The 20,436-nt window shown below is 57.8% G+C and carries 17 protein-coding genes; 11 read left to right on the top strand and 6 right to left on the bottom strand.

Annotation, left to right across the window (positions count from 1 at the left end; genetic code table 11):
- The first annotated feature begins 34 nt into the window (after positions 1–34).
- The 5 genes from ASC96_RS27030 (at position 35) to ASC96_RS27050 (ending at position 4,326) form a co-directional block, all read left to right on the top strand.
- Entirely contained in the window at positions 35–631 is a 597-nt protein-coding gene (locus tag ASC96_RS27030; RefSeq protein ID WP_060506166.1) for a DsbA family protein, read from the top strand.
- 357 nt (positions 632–988) lie between these two features.
- Positions 989–2,710: an ABC transporter ATP-binding protein gene (locus ASC96_RS27035; protein ID WP_060506315.1), complete on the top strand. Its 1,722-nt coding sequence runs from the start codon at positions 989–991 to the stop codon at positions 2,708–2,710.
- Positions 2,711–2,778: 68 nt separating this feature from the next.
- Positions 2,779–3,393, top strand: a complete 615-nt coding sequence (locus ASC96_RS27040) for a DUF1236 domain-containing protein (protein ID WP_060506167.1) — start codon at positions 2,779–2,781, stop codon at positions 3,391–3,393.
- Positions 3,394–3,459: 66 nt separating this feature from the next.
- Positions 3,460–3,624, top strand: a complete 165-nt coding sequence (locus ASC96_RS33045; RefSeq protein WP_156393893.1) for a hypothetical protein — start codon at positions 3,460–3,462, stop codon at positions 3,622–3,624.
- A 462-nt stretch (positions 3,625–4,086) separates the two neighbouring features.
- A complete protein-coding gene (locus tag ASC96_RS27050; protein WP_060506169.1) occupies positions 4,087–4,326 on the top strand; it encodes a hypothetical protein in 240 nt (79 codons plus the stop codon).
- On the opposite strand, the gene ASC96_RS27055 is transcribed toward ASC96_RS27050, so the two are convergent.
- The 6 genes from ASC96_RS27055 to ASC96_RS27080 form a co-directional block, all read right to left on the bottom strand.
- A complete protein-coding gene (locus ASC96_RS27055; RefSeq protein ID WP_156393894.1) occupies positions 4,316–6,367 on the bottom strand; it encodes an acyltransferase family protein in 2,052 nt (683 codons plus the stop codon). The two genes, ASC96_RS27050 and ASC96_RS27055, sit on opposite strands and share 11 nt — an antisense overlap.
- 254 nt (positions 6,368–6,621) lie before the next feature.
- Positions 6,622–7,659, bottom strand: coding sequence for a sulfate/molybdate ABC transporter ATP-binding protein (locus tag ASC96_RS27060; RefSeq protein ID WP_060506171.1), 1,038 nt, complete (start codon positions 7,657–7,659; stop codon positions 6,622–6,624).
- Between the two features lie 14 nt (positions 7,660–7,673).
- Positions 7,674–8,558 (bottom strand): sulfate ABC transporter permease subunit CysW, encoded by an 885-nt coding sequence (gene cysW, locus ASC96_RS27065; protein WP_060506172.1) that lies wholly within the window; start codon positions 8,556–8,558, stop codon positions 7,674–7,676.
- Entirely contained in the window at positions 8,548–9,405 is an 858-nt protein-coding gene (cysT, locus tag ASC96_RS27070) for a sulfate ABC transporter permease subunit CysT (RefSeq protein ID WP_060506173.1), read from the bottom strand. The genes cysW and cysT overlap by 11 nt, the downstream gene beginning before the upstream one ends.
- Before the next feature lie 6 nt (positions 9,406–9,411).
- Complete coding sequence (locus ASC96_RS27075; protein WP_060506174.1) at positions 9,412–10,437, bottom strand: sulfate ABC transporter substrate-binding protein; 1,026 nt, start codon at positions 10,435–10,437, stop codon at positions 9,412–9,414.
- A 194-nt stretch (positions 10,438–10,631) separates the two neighbouring features.
- Positions 10,632–10,919 (bottom strand): hypothetical protein, encoded by a 288-nt coding sequence (locus ASC96_RS27080; RefSeq protein WP_060506175.1) that lies wholly within the window; start codon positions 10,917–10,919, stop codon positions 10,632–10,634.
- A 339-nt stretch (positions 10,920–11,258) separates the two neighbouring features.
- Between ASC96_RS27080 and ASC96_RS27085 the strand changes: the two genes are divergently transcribed.
- The 6 genes from ASC96_RS27085 (at position 11,259) to ASC96_RS27110 (ending at position 20,417) form a co-directional block, all read left to right on the top strand.
- Positions 11,259–11,819: a DUF924 family protein gene (locus tag ASC96_RS27085; RefSeq protein WP_060506176.1), complete on the top strand. Its 561-nt coding sequence runs from the start codon at positions 11,259–11,261 to the stop codon at positions 11,817–11,819.
- A gap of 123 nt (positions 11,820–11,942) precedes the next feature.
- The gene (locus tag ASC96_RS27090; protein WP_060506177.1) at positions 11,943–14,474 is read left to right on the top strand and encodes a mechanosensitive ion channel family protein; all 2,532 of its coding nucleotides are present in this window, start codon (positions 11,943–11,945) and stop codon (positions 14,472–14,474) included.
- A 229-nt stretch (positions 14,475–14,703) separates the two neighbouring features.
- Positions 14,704–17,265 carry an FAD-dependent oxidoreductase gene (locus ASC96_RS27095; protein ID WP_060506178.1) on the top strand — a complete coding sequence of 854 codons (2,562 nt, stop codon included), beginning with the start codon at positions 14,704–14,706 and terminating at the stop codon, positions 17,263–17,265.
- A 297-nt stretch (positions 17,266–17,562) separates the two neighbouring features.
- Complete coding sequence (locus tag ASC96_RS27100) at positions 17,563–17,826, top strand: hypothetical protein (protein WP_060506179.1); 264 nt, start codon at positions 17,563–17,565, stop codon at positions 17,824–17,826.
- A 176-nt stretch (positions 17,827–18,002) separates the two neighbouring features.
- Complete coding sequence (locus ASC96_RS27105) at positions 18,003–18,836, top strand: response regulator (RefSeq protein ID WP_060506180.1); 834 nt, start codon at positions 18,003–18,005, stop codon at positions 18,834–18,836.
- A gap of 336 nt (positions 18,837–19,172) precedes the next feature.
- A complete protein-coding gene (locus tag ASC96_RS27110) occupies positions 19,173–20,417 on the top strand; it encodes a diguanylate cyclase (RefSeq protein ID WP_162246397.1) in 1,245 nt (414 codons plus the stop codon).
- Positions 20,418–20,436: the final 19 nt, after the last annotated feature.

The raw sequence follows: 20,436 nt of genomic DNA on the forward strand, positions 1-20,436 counted from the left end.
TTTTTCCCATCTCGATACACAGGAATAGCAGGCATTGACCAAAACAATTGAGTACTTCTTCTCCATCGGCTCGCCATGGTCTTATATTGGCTTTGACGCATTTGTTGACCTTGCGGAAAAGAACGGTGTCGAGATCAAACCCTATCTGACGACCGTCGTGGAAGAGAATGGCGGGATCTTTTCACGCAACCGTCCGCAAGTGCGGCGCACCTACTGGATGCGTGATCTGAAGCGCTGGGCGGGCGTGCGGGGTAAGACGCTGATCCTTGAGAACCGTCCGGAGTTGAGCGATCCGGCACCCGCTTCGCTGATCATCATCGCTGCCTATCTCGATGGCAAGGACTGGATCAGCCTGACCCGCACGCTGCAGCATGCCTTTTGGGGGGAGGCAAAGGATATCGGACAGCCGCAAGTCCGCGAAGCAATCGCAAATGCGGCAGGATTTGACGGCGCGGGCCTCCTGCAACGGCAGGCGGATGAAGACGTGCGGGCGAAATGGGCCGCTGACCGCGTACATGCGCTGGAAAGTGGCGTGTTCGGTTTCCCGACATTCCTTTACGACAGTGAGATTTACTGGGGGCAGGACAACCTGCCGTTTCTGGAGCGCCATGTCGCTGGCGACAGACCTTAGCCGCATGAGAATTCGGATCGGCTGACGCCTCCCGGATCGCCGCCAACGAAACGCGGGACAGCTGAGCGGCAACGGCCGTATGCCAAGCAAAGATCGGACCTCATCCGCAATTGCGCGGGCGGCTGCGTTTCCTCATCCCCCGCGTCGGCGTGGCGGCGTAAGCTCGCTGAACTTTACGAGCGGATCAGATAAACCTTCGTTTTCTAGACAAGTTTTCGCCAGGAAGCTTGTTGTTCACGCCGAACTGGCTAAAAGGAGCGGGATCAACCAAGCGCACTTGTCTTGAGAGACGATGGCGCCACTTTCCGTATCCGGCTGTTCGCTTCGCGGTTGAACGCCGACCAGGGACCCGACATCATGCGCGATCTCGTCGCCCGCTTCTTTTCCTATTACCGGCCGCACCGGCGCCTGTTCCTGCTGGATTTCTCCTGCGCGGTGACGTCCGGCTTGCTGGAGCTGGGTTTCCCCATCGCCGTCAAGCTGTTCATCGATGTGCTGTTGCCGACCGGGCAGTGGGGTTATGTCGCGGCGGCTTCGGCTGGCCTGATGCTGATCTATCTCGTCAATGGCGGGTTGATGGCTGTTGTCACCTATTGGGGCCATATGCTCGGTATCAATATCGAGACCGAGATGCGCCGCAAGGCGTTCGACCACTTGCAGAAACTGTCCTTCGGCTATTTCGACAACCAGAAGACCGGCCATCTTGTCGCGCGGCTGACCAAGGATCTCGAGGAAATCGGCGAGGTTGCCCATCACGGGCCGGAAGACGTGTTCATCGCCATCATGACGCTGATCGGGGCGTTTCTCCTGATGTTCTCGGTCAATCCGAAGCTGGCGTTGATCACCGCCCTCGTGCTGCCGCTGACGGCGTGGCTGACGACACGATACGGTGGCCGGATGACCCGCAACTGGCAGGCGCTCTACAATCGTGTCGGTGATTTCAATGCCCGCATCGAAGAAAATGTCGGCGGCATCCGCGTGGTGCAGGCGTTTGCCAATGAAGACCATGAGCGCGGGCTGTTCGAGAAGGACAACCAGCGTTACCGCAAGACCAAGCTTGATGCCTACCGGATCATGGCCGTCTCGACGACGCTAAGCTATCTCTCCATGCGTCTCGTCCAGATGGTCGTGCTGGTGGCCGGCAGCTACTTCGTTCTGAATGGCGAGCTGACGGCCGGTGGCTTCGTCGGGTTCCTGCTGCTGGTCGGTGTGTTCTTCCGTCCGGTCGACAAGATCAATTCGGTCATCGAGACCTACCCAAAGGGTATTGCCGGTTTTCGCCGCTATGTCGATTTTCTCGATACGCGTCCGGATATCGCCGACAGGCCGGGTGCCCGCGATGTCGCCGGGCTGAAGGGCAATATCCGCTATAACAAGGCGAGTTTCGGTTATCGGGAATCGAAGGCGATCGTCAAGGATTTGAGTATCGACATCCGTGCCGGCCAAACGGTGGCTTTCGTCGGCCCCTCGGGTGCCGGTAAGACGACGATCTGTGCCTTGCTGCCGCGTTTCTATGAGGTGACCGGTGGTTCCATCACCATCGATGATATCGACATTCGCGATATGAGCCTGCGGTCGCTTCGCAATCATATCGGCATCGTCAGCCAGGATGTTTTCCTGTTTGCAGGCTCCCTGCGTGAAAACATCGCTTATGGCCGGCTGGATGCCACCGAGGCGGATATTGTCGAGGCGGCCCGCAAGGCGCGGCTTGAAGGCGTCATTGCCGACCTGCCACAGGGGCTCGACACGGTTGTCGGCGAACGCGGTGTGAAACTGTCAGGCGGCCAGAAGCAGCGCTTAGCGATCGCTCGCATTTTCCTGAAGAACCCGCCGATCCTCATTCTCGACGAAGCGACATCGGCGCTCGACACCGAAACCGAACGTGCCATCCAGCAATCCTTGGCAGAGTTGTCGAAGGGACGAACCACGTTGGTGATCGCCCATCGGCTGGCAACGATTACCCAGGCTGACCGCATTCTCGTCGTCAACGAGGGGGCGATCGTTGAAGACGGAAGCCATGCTGAACTCCTGAGCATGAACGGGCTTTATGGCCGCCTCAGCCAGATGCAGGCCGGGTAGGACGCGCCGCGCACGGGAACCTTGGCGGCGGTCGGGCGTTGTGTCCACTGTTCAACAAGGAGAAGAACATGCGGTGGATTTCAAAGCCTTTACTCGCGGGGGCGATGCTTCTGACGGGAGCCGGCTTCGCTTCGGCCGGTATGATGGCAACGACGGCGACGGACCTGACGGTCTATTCCGGACCGGGCGCGGACTATCCCTCCGTTGGTATCGCCACGCGCGGCAGCTCTGCTGCCCTTGACGGATGCCTTGAAGGCGAAAGCTGGTGCCGTATCGACGTCAACGGTTTGCGCGGTTGGGTTTACGCACAGGAATTGACGGTCGATTATGACGGTGCGCCCGTTGTTGTCCAGGAACGCCGTGCCGATCTTGGTGTTCCGGTGGTGAGCTATGAAAAGACCGTGGTCGTCGATGGCCCTGCTTCGCCGGCACCTGGCGATGAACTGTTGGGCACCGTCGATAGCAGCGGCGCAATTATCCCGCCGCCGGAAGTGCGGACCTATATCGATGGCGCGCCGACGGAAACAGTTACGTATGACGGTGACATCGTCGTCGGAGCCACGCTCCCCGGTGACATGGTGATCACGCAGGTGCCGAATTACCAATACAGCTATGTGCGCATCAACGATCGGCCGATGCTGGTCGATCCGCAGAGCCGCCGGATCGTTTATGTCTACGAGTAACCAGAGCGCAGAACGGGCCGCGGAAAACGCGGCCCGGTACAATATTGTTCCGGCGCGGGGATCGTCATGACCTCGCGCACGCTTATGATTGCTGTCATTGCACTGATTGTCGGTTCGATCCTGAGTATCCTCGCCGTTCAGTATTTCTCGCCAAACGAAGGTGCCAATAGCACCGTGCCACCCGACCCACTGACGGTCGCACCGGAAAATGCTGCCGAGGAGACGAAATAGGTCGGAAGCCTAGCATTATTGAGGGCTCGCCCAGCCTTATGCCCCGATTGCAAAATCCCGCCGCAGGGCTGCCTCACACGCTCTGGTCAAAGCCGCGGGGTCGCGTTCTCCACTCTGATAGAGCCGGACAATGGCAGCGGCACAGATTTGCATGTCCGCGTCTGAGCCCGTGGTCTGATGCGTTTTGCAAAACTGCTCGAAAACCTGCCGCAGCGCGTCGATATCCTCACTGCAAAGCGCATCGGCCTGCGGATTGAAATATGCCATTGTTGTTCCTCCTTTGAGGATGGACCTGCTGTCCGGGTACGGTCATTGCTGAAAGCGTGGCCGTGATGCCTGCAGTGTAGCGCGATTTGAGTTTGGCGCTATTCACTAAGACATGTGTGCCGCCGCCCCGATAGTTTTTTTCGTCAGGCAACCTTTTGCGTTTTCATGCTTTTTCCCCAGACAAGGGAAAATGCTATGGCCGCGTTCTACTTCAAGGTAATCGACAATGACGGCACAATTCCGGCCGATGATGCTTTCGATTTTCCGGATCTCACCGCAGCGATCCGCCAGGCCAAGATCGTACTGGCTGAAATGGCTCTCGACGGATTGCCGGAGGATCCGGTCAAGGCTCTGGAGATCGAGGTGCTCAATGCCGATCACAGGCCAGTCGTCAGGATGAAGCTGGAATTGCAAATCCTGTGGTCTACCGGGTGAACGCCGCGGTTCCGGTATTTTCTGCTTCGATTGCCTGTACGGCTTTCAGTATCGCCGGAACAACGAGCTGCGCCCCTGAAGCGGACGGGTGATCATCGTCGATATAAAATACCTTCTCCGCACTCAGGCTGTTGATGCAGCGATCCTTGATGAAGCTGTTGCAGAAGGTATCGGCGGGGCGCACGCGGAACAGGTTGGGATGGGAGAGCGCATCGAAGGCTGCGATGACTGCACCGTTTCGTTGCTGGTAGCGATCGTAGCTTGTGCTGAATTCGAGATTGCTGACACCGGACATCGCGCTTTTTGCAACGACGTCCGGAACGTTCCATCCGGCCTCCGGGAGGGGGTAGACGAGCACGACGTTATGGCCGGTGGCGAGATAGGCTTGGATGTCTGCCACATATTGCTTCAGCACCCGCGCCTTGCGCGCCGGGTCATCCTGCTTGGCCTGTTCATCAAGCCGGTCGAACAGATCGACATAAGTGGGTTGTAGCGATTCGATGCCACCTTCACCATTGTCAAAGGGCGTTCCCTCGACATAGAGGCTCCAGCGGCTGGCCATGATGATGGTTTGCATGCCGCTCGTGCGGATGTAATCCTCGATGCCAGTGAAAAACGGGTTGCAGCGAAACTTGTATTTCGGATTGGATACGTAGAACCCGGAAAAGCCGACACAGGCTGAATGCGCCATCACATAGAGATCGATATTGGCCGCATCAAAGCTGCGCAGAGCTTCGCCGCCAAGGGCGCCGGCATGCGAATCGCCGATCAGGATCGTCTTGCTGCTGGCCGAGTGTTTGGTCAGGCATTGCCGGACAGGATGGGGCAGGGAGGCTTCGCCCTTATCGAACAGGCAGGTATCCATGACGGGATCGTGATGTTCCTGCTCGGCAAGGGCTGTCAGCGCGGCTTGCGGCAGGCGAAACTGCAGGCCGTTGCTTGATGTGCCGTAGAAACCGATGCTTATGAAAAGCAATGCCGCGATACCGCTGGTAGTGAGAATGCGGGCGGGTGTCGGCAGAAGCCGCGCCGTTCCTGTGGCGCGGAACGGCGTTTCGACAAACCGCCAGGACAGGTAGGCGAGGCCAATGGAAGCAAGGGCGAGGAAACTCATCAGAACCAGCGATGGTTCCGTGATGCTGCGGATACGCGCGAAAGCAAAAACCGGCTGGTGCCAGAGATAGAGGCTGTAGCTGATCAACCCGATGCCCACCATCGGGCGGGTCGAGAGCAGCCGCGCGGTCAGGGTGCCTTGCGCGCCAAAGAGGATGATCAGGACCGCACCCATAACGGGGACGAGTGCATAGAGTGAGGGAAAAGGCGTCGTCTGATCATAATCGAAGATGGAGAAGATGATGATGGCCAGTCCGGCGAGCGACAGGGTGTTGCTCCTGTACTGTTTGCCGCCAGTCAGCAGGAAGGCGCAGAGCGAGCCCGCCAGTAGTTCCCAGGCGCGCGTGTTCGGCAGGTAGAAATTGGCCGTCTCGAAATTGATCGAGCCGTATTGGGCAAGCAGGAGGCTGGCCAGGGCCACGGCGCTGATGGCGATGATCAGTGCCCGCCGTCCGAAACGCCACAGCGCCATGACAAACAGCGGGAACAGCATGTAATACTGCTCCTCAACGGCAAGGCTCCAGGTGTGCAGCAGCGGCTGTTCTTCCGATGCGGCCGCGAAATAGCCGCCGCTTTGGTGCCAGAAAAAGAAATTGGAGGCGAACAGGCAGACGGCGATGATGCTGCGGGCAAAGCTTGCCATCTGCTCTGGCAGCATCCACACCCAGGCGAACGGCAGGCAGCATAAAAGTACGAAAAACAGCACGGGCAGGATGCGGCGAGCGCGGCGCTCGTAGAATTTGAGCAGCGAGAAATGTCCCTTGTCGCGTTCTGCGATGATGATCGAAGTGATCAGATACCCGCTGATGACGAAGAAAATATCGACGCCGACAAAGCCGCCACTGAACTGTTGAAAACCGGCATGAAATAGCACCACAGGTATAACAGCGACGGATCTGAGCCCGTCGATTTCGCGGCGATAGTTCATGGCTGGCCCCGGCGAGATCCAAATGCTGGATGGTTTCGCAGGATGCGACTGCTTGATGGCAAGGATCAAGTCCGTCTTTCGAAAAAGAATGAAAAACCAAGAACATATGTTAGCAGGAGAGGCTTTTAGGCAGCACTAGGCGCCGCTGGGTGCCTCTCGCTGTGGCGTTAAATCCCTGCGGCAGGTGCCTAAGAGCAGTTGCTGCTAAAACTGGCGGGACTTTGCTGCTGCAGGCCCCGCCAGATTTGTCGTCTTCAGTCGCGGAACAGTTTCCAGCGTGTCGGCCGGAAAGCGATGCGCGAATGGTCGGATGTGACTTTTTCTGGCGGCAGTTCGATCTCGACCTTGCTGTTGGCGGCGCCGATGTCGAGTTCGACATGACGTGTTCCGGCAACGCGGCGGGTCATGGCGACGAGACCCGCGATGCAGCCACCGTTACCATCGAGAAGCTCGATATCATGCGGGCGGAAATAGAGCTGGGCCGGACCGTCAGCCTCACCCAGTGCACTGACGCCGATCGAATGCTCCTTGATCCAGAGTTGGCCGTTTTCGACCCGCACGCGCAGGATGTTGGACTCGCCGATAAAGCCGAAGACGAAGGGTGAATTCGGTGTGTCGTAGATTTCATCCGGTGTGCCGATCTGTTCAATCTTGCCCTTGCTCATCACGACGACGCGGTCGGCGAGTTCCAATGCCTCATCTTGATCATGGGTGACGAAAACCGTCGTATGGCCGGTGCGGTCATGGATTTCGCGCAGCCAGCGGCGCAACTCCTTGCGCACCTGCGCGTCGAGTGCACCAAAGGGCTCGTCAAGCAAAAGGACATTGGGTTCCACCGCCATCGCACGGGCGAGTGCTACGCGCTGGCGCTGGCCGCCTGATAGCTGAGCCGGATAGCGTTTTTCAAGGCCGCTGAGTTGAACGAGGTCGAGCAGTTCGAGCGCGCGCTTGCGGATCTCATCTTTGGAGGGCCGGCGGCCGGCCGGGCGGATCGTCAGGCCGAAGGAGACATTGTCGAGCACAGTCATGTGGCGGAACAGGGCATAGTGCTGGAACACGAAACCGATATTGCGCTGCTGGACAGTCTTGCGAGACGCATCTTCGTTGCCGAAATAGACGGTGCCTTCGGTCGGGCTTTCCAGGCCTGCAATCAGCCGCAGCAGCGTCGTCTTACCGGAGCCGGAGGGCCCAAGCAGGGCAATCAATTCGCCCGAACGGATATCGAGCGAGACGTCGTTCAGCGCCGGAAAGCGGCTGAATTCCTTGCGTATGTTTTGAACGCGAACTTCCATATGGACTTGACCTTTCAGTGCCGACGGCTCGCCGCGATCTGGGCGCTGTACTTCATTTCAAGCAGCGACTTCAGAACGAGGGTGAGGAGCGCCAGCAGGGCGAGAAGCGTTGCAACGGCAAAGGCAGCAACGAAATTATATTCATTGTAGAGAATTTCCACCTGCAGCGGCATGGTATTGGTCAGTCCGCGGATATGTCCGGAAACGACGGAGACTGCGCCGAACTCGCCCATCGCCCGGGCATTGCACAGCAGGACACCATAAAGCAGGCCCCATTTGATGTTGGGTAGCGTGACATACCAGAAGGTCTGCCAGCCGCTTGCACCGAGTGACAGGGCTGCTTCCTCGTCGCTGGTTCCCTGTTCCTGCATCAGCGGGATCAGCTCTCGGGCAACGAAGGGGAAGGTGACGAACACTGTCGCAAGCACAATGCCGGGAACAGCAAACAGGATCTGTATGCCGTGGCTTTGCAGCCATGGTCCAAGCAGGCTGTGGGAGCCGAACAGGAGGACGAAGACCAGACCGGAGATGACCGGCGAAACCGAGAAGGGCAGGTCGATCAGGGTGGTGAGGAACGCCTTGCCCTTGAATTCGAATTTGGCAATCGCCCAGGCTGCGGCAACGCCGAAAACCAGATTGAGCGGCACGGCGATGACGGCTACGAGCAGCGTCAACTCGATCGCTGCAAAGGTTTCCGGGTCCGACAATACGGTGAAAAATTCGCCGGGGCCGTTGCGCATGGCTTCCGTAAACACCGCTGCGAGCGGCAAAACGAGAAACAGCGCGACGAAACAGAGCGCAATGCCGATCAGGCCGTAACGCGCAAACCGGCTTTCGGAGGTGGCGACCCGGACCAGTTCAGTGTTTCCGGTGCCGGTGGTTGTAGCATCATGCGCCATAGCCGTACCTCTTTCTGCTCCAGGCCTGGATCATGTTGATGATCAGCAGCATGGCAAATGAGATGATCAGCATGACGGCGGCGATGGCGGTTGCGGCCGGATAGTTGAATTCTTCCAAGCGAATGACGATCAAGAGAGGGGCGATTTCCGAAACGTAGGGCAGGTTGCCCGCGATGAAGATGACCGAGCCGTATTCACCGACGCCACGGGCAAAAGCCAACGCAAATCCGGTCAACACCGCTGGCGCAAGGCCCGGCAGAAGCACGCGGCTGATGGTCTGGAAGCGATTGGCGCCCAGCGTTGCTGCGGCCTCTTCCACTTCCTTGTCGATTTCTTCCATGATCGGCTGCACGGTTCTGACGACGAAGGGTAAGCCGACGAAGACGAGCGCGAAGACAATGCCGATGGGCGTGAAAGCGATCTTGATGCCGAGCGGTGTCAGAAGACTGCCGATCCAGCCGTTCGGAGCGTAAAGTGTTGTCAGCGCGATACCGGCAACGGCGGTGGGCAATGCGAAGGGCAGGTCGACCATGGCGTCGATGACACGCTTGCCCGGAAACCGGTAGCGCACCAGCACCCAGGCAAGGATGACACCGAAGACGACATTGATAAGGGCCGCGACAAAAGCGGTGCCGAAACTTATGCGTAGCGCGTTGATCGTGCGCTGGTCCGTGGCGAGTGTCCAGAATGTACCCCAGCCCAATGCGCTGGAGCGCCAGGCAAGGCCGGATAGAGGAATGAGAATGATGAGTATGAGCCATGACAAAGTAACGCCGAGCGCCAATCCGAATCCCGGAATGACGCTCGGCTGCCTGAATTGCCACAGCGGAGCTGTGCGTGCGGTCATGTAGTTTTATTGCCCCGGCTTGTAGATCTGGTCAAACAGTCCACCGTCCCCAAAATATTTTGGCTGAGCTTCCTTCCATCCGCCGAATTCGTCAATAGTGACGAGCTTCACATCGGCAAATCGCTTGATGTCATTCGGATCGGCGACTTCCGGCTTGAAGGGGCGATAGTAATGTTTTGCCGCAATCTTCTGGCCGACATCCGAATAGAGGTACTGCAGATAGGCTTCCGCCACTTTGCGCGTGCCCTTGGCATCGACATTGCCATCGACCAGCGCCACCGGCGGTTCAGCCTTGATCGAGATGGATGGCGTAATGATGTCGAAATTGTCCGGGCCGAGCTCTTCGAGAGAGAGATAGGCCTCATTTTCCCAGGCAAGCAGAACGTCGCCAAGGCCACGCTGTACGAAGGTCGTGGTCGAGCCACGTGCGCCGGTGTCGAGGACCGGGACATGTTTGAAGAGTTGCGTCACATATTCCTGCGCCTTGGCATCGTCGCCACCATTGGCGGCACGCGCCCAGGCCCAGGCCGCCAAGAAGTTCCAGCGGGCACCACCCGAAGTCTTCGGATTCGGCGTGATAACCTGGATGTCATCCTTGACCAGATCACCCCAGTCCTTGATGCCCTTCGGGTTGCCCTTGCGCACGAGGAAGACGATGGTCGACGTATAAGGCGCGCTGTTGTTGCCGAATTTGGTCTTCCAGTCCGCCGGAATCTTGCCGGTTTCCTTGGCGATGGCATCGATATCGGCTTCGAGCGCCAACGTCACCACGTCAGCTTCCAGTCCGTCGATCACCGCGCGAGCCTGCTTGCCCGATCCGCCATGTGACGCCTGAATCGTCACCGTTTCGCCCGTATCCGTCTTCCACTTTTCAGCGAAAGCCGCATTGAAATCCTTGTAGAGTTCGCGCGTTGGGTCGTAGGAGACATTGAGAATGGTCGTATCGGCAAAAGCAACGCCGAGCCCGCCGATCTGGATGCTGGAGGCGAGAAGTGCCACCGTAATGAATCTCGTGAGTTGTTTCGCTCGCATGCCTACCTCCGTTGTTAGCAGGTATACTCTATTCATTAGGTGGAATATTATAACGCAGAACTTTCCTTTTCCTAGATCAGCCGGAGAAAGTCCTGCCCTCGGCAGGGGCCAATATCGAAATCATTTGCCTCAAAATGGCCATGATGAGCGCCTTCGCGAAACGACGTTACCACGCCAGCGCCGATCTAGGAACGTCAATCATACGGGAATCCGATGAAGCCTCGGCGCCGCGCGACCAGCTTGAGCGACCGGTCGGGCATGACCACGTAGGTCTCTTCGATCCGCTCGCCATAGGGGCCGTAGAAGTTATTGTGCAGGGTGCTTCCAATCGGTGCTTTCCTCAGCTTGGTACGAGGTTGGCCGCCATAGGTAATGCTGCCGGGGATCGGCTCCGGCCCGCGATAGGATCCATCATAGGATTGCGTCTCGACGCAGGATGCAAGAAACAGGGCGGCAAGGGCCGCAACGATCATTTTTTTCATTGTCGAACTCCCAACCGGGATCACCGGATCCCTTCCGTCTTTGACATAACGTTTCTGTACTGATTTTCCAGCCAGTGCATTCAGGCTGCCTATTTACTGCGAGACCGGTACACCGGATCTCACGGGTGACAGGCGAGGCTCCCTGAATGCCCGCAAATGAATGCTCGTAAATTGGCAACATCGAACAGTGGGTTCTCAGGAGAGATGTCATGGCAAATGCGCGCGAAGGTGTTATTCGCCGTGGTAACGCCGAAATTGCATGTGAAACAGGCCGCCAGCACGATAGCCGAGCGATAACGTCTCGCAGCGCTGGTGCGGGATTGAATAAGGAAAGAAACTATGGCGGACGCCGTCGATATATGCGCACCGGAAGATGTCCTGTCGTTCTGGTTCGGCGAGTTGCAACCGCAGGACTGGTTCAAGCCACATCCGGCACTCGATAGCCAATGCGAACAGCGTTTCCGGTTGACGCATCGGGAATTGGCGCGCGGGGTACCGCCGGAATGGCGTGCCACGCCGATGGCCCGGCTTGCCACCATCGTTCTGTTCGATCAGATGCCGCGCAACATGTATAGAGGAACACCGCTGGCCTTCGCGACCGACGGTCTGGCCTTGCGGGAGGCATCACTCGCGCTCGAGGCGGGAGCGGATCGGGGCCTCTCCGTTGATCAGTGCGTCTTTCTCTATCTTCCGTTCGAACATTCTGAAAACCTTGTCGATCAGACGCGATCGGTGGCGCTTTTCACCGATCTGGGTGATGCCAATTATCTGGATTATGCCATTCGTCACCGCGAGGTTATCCGCCAGTTTGGCCGGTTCCCACACCGCAACGCGATTTTGGGACGTGTGTCTACGCCGGCGGAAGTGACGTTTCTCTCTCAACCCGGGTCAAGTTTTTAACTTCTCGGGGAAAGCCGATTTTGCATCTGGCCGCGGGCCGGCTTATGGAGCGCCAAACTGTCCGCGCCGCGTCCTGATTCTGTTTCAGGGTGCGTCTGCCGGAAAAGGGATATGTAATTGCCGATGATGTCGAAACTCTTTGCCGCCTTTCTATGTTTGTGGATGTTTACCGCATCGGGTGCCGTCATGGCACAGGAGCAGGCCGCCAAGCCCGCGCCGCAACCGGCCGCTGCGGTGGCGAGCCCACAGGCGCAGGCTGCCGAGCAGTTGGAAGTGGCGCGCAAGAACCTCGCAAGGCTTGCCGATCAGATAAAAAATGCCGCCGATGACGATAGTCGTCTCGCCGAGTTGAAGGTCGAGGTTGATGCGGCGACCAAGCAGATCATAGCGATATCGGTCGCCACCCGTCCGCGCTTAGACGAAATCAAGGCGCGGCTTGCCGAATTGGGCGATCCGCCAGCGGAAGGCGCGCCGCCGGAGACGGATGTCGTTACGCAGGAGCGCAAGCGTCTTCTTGCAGAGCGCGGCGAAATCAACGCCCTGACGGGAACGGCTGAGGACCTGTCGGTTCAGGCAACCAAACTGTCCAACGGCATTACGGCCACCAGGCGCGCGCTGTTCAGTAATACCCTTCTTAAGCACACCGACATCAATGGGCCGATGGTGATGGATGCGATCGCCTCCCTCTCGCTGGAGCGGCAAGCCTTTACCCGGACAGTTGGGAGTTGGTTGACGTTCGCCTGGAATTTCAAACGCTTACAATTGCTGTCGGCCTTGTTTCTCTCGCTCTGTGCAGCACTTGTCCTGCTTGCCGGCATGCGGAAGCTGTTTTTTCCATTGATCCATCGTGAACTTCTCAGCGAAGAGCCGGGCTACATTACCCGGCTGTCGGTGGCGTTCTGGTCGACGATGATTCCCACATTGGCAATGGGCGCTTTTGCCGCGACCAGTTATTTTTTCCTTCAGGTTTTCAAGGTGCTGCGGCCGGATATTGCGCCGATCATCTCGGCTATATTGGCAATTTCCGTCGTGCTGGTGTTTGTCTCGACGCTGTCAAACGCGGTTCTGGCGCCAAAGCAAAATACCTGGCGGCTGGTGCGGGTTTCCGATCATGGGGCCCGCCTGCTGGTCTTGTCGATCTTTGCCATGGCACTCGTCAACGTGCTGGACTATGTGGCGGGGACGATCAGCGAGGTTATGGGTTCGCCCGTCGTCTTCACTGTCGTCAAGAGCCTGATTGCTACGATCATCATCGGCCTGATCCTCATGGCGATGTCGCTGATCAAGCCGATCGTTCCGGCAGGTGAAACGCTGGACGGTCAGGGCAGGCCATGGCCACGAGCGGTCAAGCTGCTGTTCGTTCTGACCGGTATAGCGCTGATCCTCGCGACACTGGCGGGCTACGTCGGTCTCGCTCGCTTCATCGCCACCCAGATTGTCATCACCGGCGCCATCCTGGTGACGATGTATATTGGCATCCTGACCGGCAAGGCCGTTGCCAAGCAAAACGCGCTCGCCGATACGGTCGTTGGCCGCTATCTCGAAAAGCGGTTTGGACTGGAACAGGTTGCGCTCGACCAGACCGGTTTGGCCGCTGGACTAGGCATCTACATGCTGGTGGTCCTGTTCTTCATTCCGCTGATCATGTTGCAATGGGGTTTCCAGATCGCCGATATCGAGGCGTGGGCGTACCGCATTTTCACTGACATCAACATTGGCAGCATCAAGATCTCGATCGTTGGCATCCTGGCCGGGATACTGCTGTTTGCTGGTGGATATGTCGTCACACGCTGGTTCCAGCGTTGGCTCGACGGCAATGTGATGGCGCGCAGCCGCGTCGATACGGGGGTGCGAAACTCCGTCAAGACCGGCATCGGCTATCTCGGAATCGGCCTAGCCGGGCTCATCGGCGTTTCAGCGGCAGGGTTTGACCTGTCGAACCTTGCGCTTGTCGCCGGTGCCCTGTCTCTCGGCGTTGGTTTCGGCCTGCAGAACATTGTTTCCAATTTCGTCTCAGGGCTCATCCTTCTTGTCGAGCGGCCATTCAAGGTGGGAGACTGGGTGGTGACAGGAACCACCGAAGGTTTCGTCAAGCGCATCTCGGTTCGCGCAACCGAGATCGAGACATTCCAGCGTCAGACGATCATGGTGCCGAACTCGCTGTTCATCAACGCCTCGGTTGGCAACTGGACGCACAAGAACAAGCTTGGCCGGTCGGATATCCCGGTGACCGTCAGCTATAACAGCGCGCCGCGGCAGGTGATGGACACGCTGCTGCAAATTGCCGGCGATCATCAACTGGTGTTGAAAAACCCGGCCCCACAGGCTGTCTTCGCCGCCTTCGGCGATTCGACCATGACCTTCGAATTACGGGTCTACCTGGCGGATATCGTCAACGGCAACGGTGTCCGCAACGATCTCCGGCTGGCGATCTATGAACGGTTCAAAGAGGAAGGTCTCGGCGCACCCTTTCCCAAGGAGGAACTGGAGCCGGAGTCATTGCCGCCAGGTCCGGAATCCGACGCTGCGGCCCTGCAGGCGGAGAATGCTGGCCCTGCCACGATAACGCCGCTACCTGTGGAAGCCTTCAAGCGCAGTGGAACGCAGCGGCGGCCCCGGCGGGTTACCATCGACGGGGCTGCTGAAAAGGATTGAAATCCCACCTGCAGAGAAACAAGAGCGATGGTTGACAAGTGTCAGCCATCGCAACTGTGCCGGTGATGTGGGCTTCTCCGTCGTGAAGCCTGCCTGCTCGCGGATCTCTACGATTTGCGCCCAAGACGCCTCTGGTCGTGCAGCATGATGATTATGTCGTAGACAGGCTCTAGTGTCAGCGGCGCAAACTCTAAAATCCGTTTTCAGTATTCAATCAGGGTCGTGGGCAATGGCAGAATTTCCGCAAAAGGCGAAGGTCGTCATCATCGGTTTGGGTGGCATCGTGGGCGCGTCGATCGCCCACCATCTCATCGAGCGCGGATGGGACGATATCGTGGGTATCGACAAGTCGGGCATCCCGACCGACATCGGCTCGACGGCGCATGCGTCGGATTTTTGCTACACGACGAGCCACGACTTCCTTTCGGTCTGGACGACCCAATATTCGATCGATTTCTACGAGAAGATGGGCCACTACGCGCGCATCGGCGGCCTCGAAGTTGCGCGTACAGGCGACGACACCTGGATGGAAGAGATCAAGCGCAAGCTTTCCTCCGCCAAGGCTTTTGGCACCCGCGCGCATTATGTCTCGCCATCCGAAATCAAGGCAATGTTCCCGCTGATCGAGGAAGATCAGGTCATGGGCGGCATGTTTGATCCGGATGCCGGCCTTGTCGTGCCGCGCTCACAGACGGTTGCGGGCAAGCTCGTCGATGCTGCCGAAAAATCCGACAAGCTGCAGGTCTATGGCAACACGCCGGCCAAGTCGTTGATCGTCGAGGGCGGCCGCATCAAGGGCGTCGTCACCCACCGCGGCACGATCATGGCAGATCATGTCATCGTCTGCGCCGGCATCTGGGGACGCCTCATTGCCGAAATGGTTGGCGAAGACCTGCCGGTCATGCCGGTCGACCATCCGCTGACTTTCTTCGGCCCCTACAACGAATTCGAAGGTACAGGTAAGGAAATCGGCTTCCCGCTTTTGCGCGACCAGGGCAACTCGGCCTATATGCGCGACACCGGTGACCCGAAGACCACCGAAGGCGGCCAGATCGAATGGGGGTATTACGAAACCACCAATCCGCGCCTTTGCCACCCGCGCGACATTCTCGAAAAGCATGAGGCGCGTCTGTCACCATCGCAGCGCGATCTCGACATGGAGCAGATTCTTGAGCCGCTCGAGCGTGCCATGGAGCTGACGCCTATCCTCGGTGAACTCGGCTACAATGAAAGCCACTCCTTCAATGGTCTGTTGCAGGTGTCCGCCGGTGGTGGCGCATCCTGCGGTGAGAGCCAGAAGGTGCGGGGGCTCTGGTACTGTGTCGCCATCTGGGTCAAGGACGGCCCTGGTTACGGCAAGTTGATCGCCGACTGGATGACGGACGGACGCACCGAGATCGACCACAACTCGATCGACTATGCTCGCTTCTACCCGCATCAGCTCGAAGAAAAATTCATTGAGGGCCGCACTTACGAAGCCGCGCAAAAGATCTACTTCCCGGCCGTGCACAATCGCGAGCCCTATGCCACCGGCCGCAATATCAAGCGCTCGCCGTTCTACGAACGTGAAAAGCAGCTCGGTGGCTACTTCATGGAACTGGGTGGCTGGGAGCGTGCCCACGGTTATGCCGCCAATGAGCATCTCTTGGCAAAGTATGGCGACAAGGTCCCCGTGCGGGAAAACGAGTGGGACAACCGCCACTTTTGGCGAGTCTCGAATGCCGAGCATCTGGCGATGAGCGAGGATTGCGGCATCGTCAATCTTTCGCATTTCCACATGGTGGATATCGAGGGCCCGGATCATGTCGAGCTGCTGGAGTGGCTGTGCGCTGCGAAAATCGGCGGCGACGGCAATATCGGCAAGGGCATCTACACCCACTTCCTCGATGACGAGGGCATGGTGCGGGCCGACTTCACCGTCATCCGCATGGCCGACCGTTGCCGCCTGATCAACGGTGCCGATGCAGGCCCCCGCGACTTCCACTATATGCGCCGTATTGCGCAAGATCGTGGCCTCAACGTTACGATCACCGATGTGACCGAGAAATTCATCACCATCGGCATCTGGGGGCCGAACGCACGCGATACGCTGAAGAAGGTCGTGGCGGATCCCGCCGGCCTCGATCCGGAAAACTTCGCCTTTGCCGCGATCAAGCAGATCGAAATCGGCGGCAAGCCGGTTACCGCCTTCCGCATCTCGTATGTCGGCGAGCAGGGCTGGGAACTGCATATGAAGTATGAGGACGGCCTTGCGGTCTGGGATGCGCTGCGCGCGACCGGCGTCATGGCCTTCGGTGTCGAGACCTATGCCAACTCGCGCCGCATGGAAAAGAGCCTGCGTCTGCAGAACGCCGACCTTCTCACCCAATACAACCTGATTGAATCGGACCTTGCCCGCCCCAAGGTCAAGGAAGCGGATTTCCGTGGCAAGGCGAAGCATCTGGAATACAAGGCGCGCGCGCATCAGCCCGCCATGCTCTGCACGCTGGTCATGACCGAAAATACCGACAAGGCCGGGGTGAAGCGCTACCCGCTCGGCAATCTGCCGGTCATGGATCCGGAAACCGGCGAAGTCCTCATCGATGAACTCGGCCGTCGATCCTACACGACCTCCATCGCGTTTGGCCCGACCATCGGCAAGAACATCGCACTCGCCTATCTGCCGCACGCCTATTGCCAGGAAGGCCGCAAGCTCAACATCGAGTATTTTGCCGAGACCTATCCGGTCGAGGTCGTCGGGATCGGCTACAAACCGCTTTACGATCCGGAAAACCTGAAGCCGAAGAGCTGATCTTCGTCGGCTTTCAAGACTTGGATATGGCGCATCTATTCATTTGAACGGATGCGCCATTTTTCATGCCGGCGTTTTGGTGCGCATTGCCGTTGCATTCAAAGTGTAGCTTGCGATGAACGCTGGTTATCCAGGCTATTCAGCCCCTATTCAGCCGCCCTGCAATATTTATCATGCAATTTCACTCGTGTGCGTTAGTCTAATGCGGGGTGAAAAAGGCGTCTTGTCTTTTCCGGGACTATCGCCCGGAATTGCAGGGTGCCCAAAAAAGGGGCGGCGCCAAGGCGCTGATTGGCAATGAAAACATTCGTAAGTGCATGGGTTCTGACTGTCATGATGACGCTTCCGGCATGGTCAGCCACCGTGACCAACAAGGATGCCGAGGCTGCGGTGCTTGTCGTCGTCGAGGGCGAAAGCCGAATGGAAGTCGCCATCAGCGCGGGCGGCACGGAATCGATCTGCCCGAGCGGCTGTTTTATCACGACGCCGAGCGGCGACCGCATCGGCCTGCAGGGCGATGAAAACATCGAGATCCAAAACGGCTCCGCCGTCGTCAAATAACATCGCTCCTGATTGGTTCGGCTGTTGGTGCGCACGCCTGTTTGGGTGCGTAGAGGTGCGGTTTTGCCCGTCTTGTTTTGCAGGAATGCAGTCTGCTAATTCAGCGCCGATTAACGACTGAGAAAACCTTTCTGCGTAGCTTGGCCTCGGGGACAATCTTTTCAGATAGGCAATCAATGTCATTTTTTGGCGTGTCCGGAATGTACTATTCGGGTGAATCCTTGCAGCAGCACCGCATCGTGCTCGCCGAGGATTCCAACCTCTTCTCCGCCATGGTCTCCAAGAGACTGAAGGAACTTCTCGACATCGATGTGATCGTCTGCCGCGACTATGACGACCTGCAGTTTTCGATCGAGAATGCCTCCTTTCCGGCGACGCTCGCCATTTCCAACATCAATCTGCCGGGTGCCGAGAACGGCGAGGCGCTGTCCTATCTGATCGATATGAGTGTGCCGACGATCGTCTTTACCGGTACTTTCCAGGAAAGCACCCGCGAGACCATCCTTGCCAAGGATATCGTCGATTATGTCATCAAGGACAGTGTTTTCGCGGTTGATATGCTGGCGGAATCCGTCTGCCGCTTCCTGACCAATCACAAGCACCATGTGTTGATTGTTGACGACAGCCCGACGGCACGCGCGCTCTTGACGACACAGTTGAAGCGCTACAATTTCCGCACCAGTTCGGCTGAGAGCGGAGCTGCAGCGCTTGAATTGCTGAAAAAGCACCCGGATATTGGCCTGGTGATCACCGATTACAACATGCCCGATATTGACGGATTCGAACTGACCCGCCGCATTCGTGGCGCCTATGGTCCGCACCAGCTGCGCATTATCGGCGTGTCTTCTTCCGTAAACCGGCTCTTGTCTGCACGCTTCCTGAAGGCGGGCGGTAACGATTTCATGCTGCGTCCGTTCGTCAATGAAGAGTTTTACTGCCGCGTGAACCAGAACCTTGATACGCTGACCAAAATCCAGACTTTGGGTGCAAAGATCGCAAAGAAAGCCTGAGCATACTATCTTATTGCTAAATTAGAATTTTAGACTGCCGGAAATGTGACATTTTTGTGTTTCCGGCAGCAAAACGTAATCATTCGACCTGATGATTTAACCAAATCGCAAGTGCATGCCAGTTGAATGGAGTGGAGGGACAAGGGGTCTCGCTCTGCTTCGAACAGGGCGACTATCCGCATAACGATAATATTATGAGAGCCAGCGTTTGGTGACAGGAACGCCTGCGGCTCACTATGGGATTGACGAAACGTGAGCTTTCGCAAGGCGCCGGCGCGGGGGAACCATATCCAGAAGCATTCGGGTAAACGAATGCTTCTGGTCGAGGATTCTCGTATGTTCGCGACGGTTCTCAAACACGGCCTGGAAGCCGCGCACGGCGTCGAGGTCACGCATTGCGCCTCCCTGGAAGCGCTTCGCCAAGCTGTTGAAGCGGGCGACTGTGACTATTCGGTCGCCGTTCTAGATCTTAATCTGCCGGATGCGCCCAACTGCGAAGCGCTCGAATATGTAATTTCCCAGAACATCGCCGCGATCGTTTTTACCGGGTCGTTCAACAGCAGCACGCGCGAGGATATCCTCTGCCGCAGGGTTGTCGACTGCGTCATCAAGAGCCAGCCGGATTCGATCAGCCATGTGATCGCAGTCGTCGATCGGGCTCTGACCAATGTCAAAACGAACGTGCTGCTGGTCGATTCCGATCCCGCGTCGCGTGCGGAGCTTTTGGGGCAGCTGCGGCAACAGCAGTTTTGCGTGACGCCGGCGAGCGGCGGAACCGAAGCGTTGCATCTGCTTGATACCAGCGATTGTTTCGATCTGGTCGTCACCGATTTTTCTCTGTCGGACATGTCCGCCTATACGCTGCTTGGCGAAGTCCGTCAGCGATATGGCGAGGATACGCTCAGCGTTATAGCACTTGCTGGCGCGGATGACCGTCAGCATGCGGCACGGTTCCTTCAACGAGGCGGTACCGAATTCATCCAGAAGCCGTTCCTGACCGATGAGTTCAATAGCCGGGTATTTCAGGTTGCCAGCATTCAAAAGCGTATCCAGGCTCTGCATGGCATCGCTGCGCGCGACTATCTCACCGATATCTACAACAGGCGCTATTTTTTCCAGCATGGGCCGCGGCTGGTCGAGCAGTGTTTGCGCCGCGGCGAGACGACCTCGATTGCAGTTCTTGACATCGATCATTTCAAGCGCCTGAACGATACCTATGGCCACGAAGTTGGTGACCTGGTGCTGAAGGCTGTCGCCAAACGGCTGCGTGGCCTAGTCGGAGAGGATCATCTGCTGGCCCGTCTTGGCGGCGAGGAGTTCGGAGTTCTGTTCAACGGGCTTGATGTCGCGGCTGCCAGCGATTTCTGCGAGATGTTGCGGCTCGATCTGGCGCAGGCAAAGGTGATTGCCGACGACGAGGAACTGTCCGTTACCGTGTCGATTGGCCTTGCGACGATCGAAGGGCTTGAAACCTTCGACAACTACCTGAACGCCGCCGACCAGTTTCTTTACATGGCGAAATATGATGGACGGAACCGGATTGTCTCCGAGCTGACCCTGCTCAAATCCATGGCGTCATAAGCTGAAACGGCACCGGCAA

It is taken from the genome of Rhizobium sp. Root1204 (assembly GCF_001424965.1).
Classification (GTDB): domain Bacteria; phylum Pseudomonadota; class Alphaproteobacteria; order Rhizobiales; family Rhizobiaceae; genus Pararhizobium.

Coding starts and splice junctions, on each gene's coding strand:
- ASC96_RS27100 (WP_060506179.1), top strand. CDS start 17,563: ATGAAAACATTCGTAAGTGCATGGGTTCTGACTGTCATGATGACGCTT.
- cysT (WP_060506173.1), bottom strand. CDS start 9,405: ATGACCGCACGCACAGCTCCGCTGTGGCAATTCAGGCAGCCGAGCGTC.
- cysW (WP_060506172.1), bottom strand. CDS start 8,558: ATGGCGCATGATGCTACAACCACCGGCACCGGAAACACTGAACTGGTC.
- ASC96_RS27110 (WP_162246397.1), top strand. CDS start 19,173: ATGTTCGCGACGGTTCTCAAACACGGCCTGGAAGCCGCGCACGGCGTC.
- ASC96_RS27085 (WP_060506176.1), top strand. CDS start 11,259: ATGGCGGACGCCGTCGATATATGCGCACCGGAAGATGTCCTGTCGTTC.
- ASC96_RS27080 (WP_060506175.1), bottom strand. CDS start 10,919: ATGAAAAAAATGATCGTTGCGGCCCTTGCCGCCCTGTTTCTTGCATCC.
- ASC96_RS27050 (WP_060506169.1), top strand. CDS start 4,087: ATGGCCGCGTTCTACTTCAAGGTAATCGACAATGACGGCACAATTCCG.
- ASC96_RS27040 (WP_060506167.1), top strand. CDS start 2,779: ATGCGGTGGATTTCAAAGCCTTTACTCGCGGGGGCGATGCTTCTGACG.
- ASC96_RS27035 (WP_060506315.1), top strand. CDS start 989: ATGCGCGATCTCGTCGCCCGCTTCTTTTCCTATTACCGGCCGCACCGG.
- ASC96_RS27090 (WP_060506177.1), top strand. CDS start 11,943: ATGATGTCGAAACTCTTTGCCGCCTTTCTATGTTTGTGGATGTTTACC.
- ASC96_RS27075 (WP_060506174.1), bottom strand. CDS start 10,437: ATGCGAGCGAAACAACTCACGAGATTCATTACGGTGGCACTTCTCGCC.
- ASC96_RS27055 (WP_156393894.1), bottom strand. CDS start 6,367: ATGAACTATCGCCGCGAAATCGACGGGCTCAGATCCGTCGCTGTTATA.
- ASC96_RS27095 (WP_060506178.1), top strand. CDS start 14,704: ATGGCAGAATTTCCGCAAAAGGCGAAGGTCGTCATCATCGGTTTGGGT.
- ASC96_RS27060 (WP_060506171.1), bottom strand. CDS start 7,659: ATGGAAGTTCGCGTTCAAAACATACGCAAGGAATTCAGCCGCTTTCCG.
- ASC96_RS27105 (WP_060506180.1), top strand. CDS start 18,003: ATGTCATTTTTTGGCGTGTCCGGAATGTACTATTCGGGTGAATCCTTG.
- ASC96_RS33045 (WP_156393893.1), top strand. CDS start 3,460: ATGACCTCGCGCACGCTTATGATTGCTGTCATTGCACTGATTGTCGGT.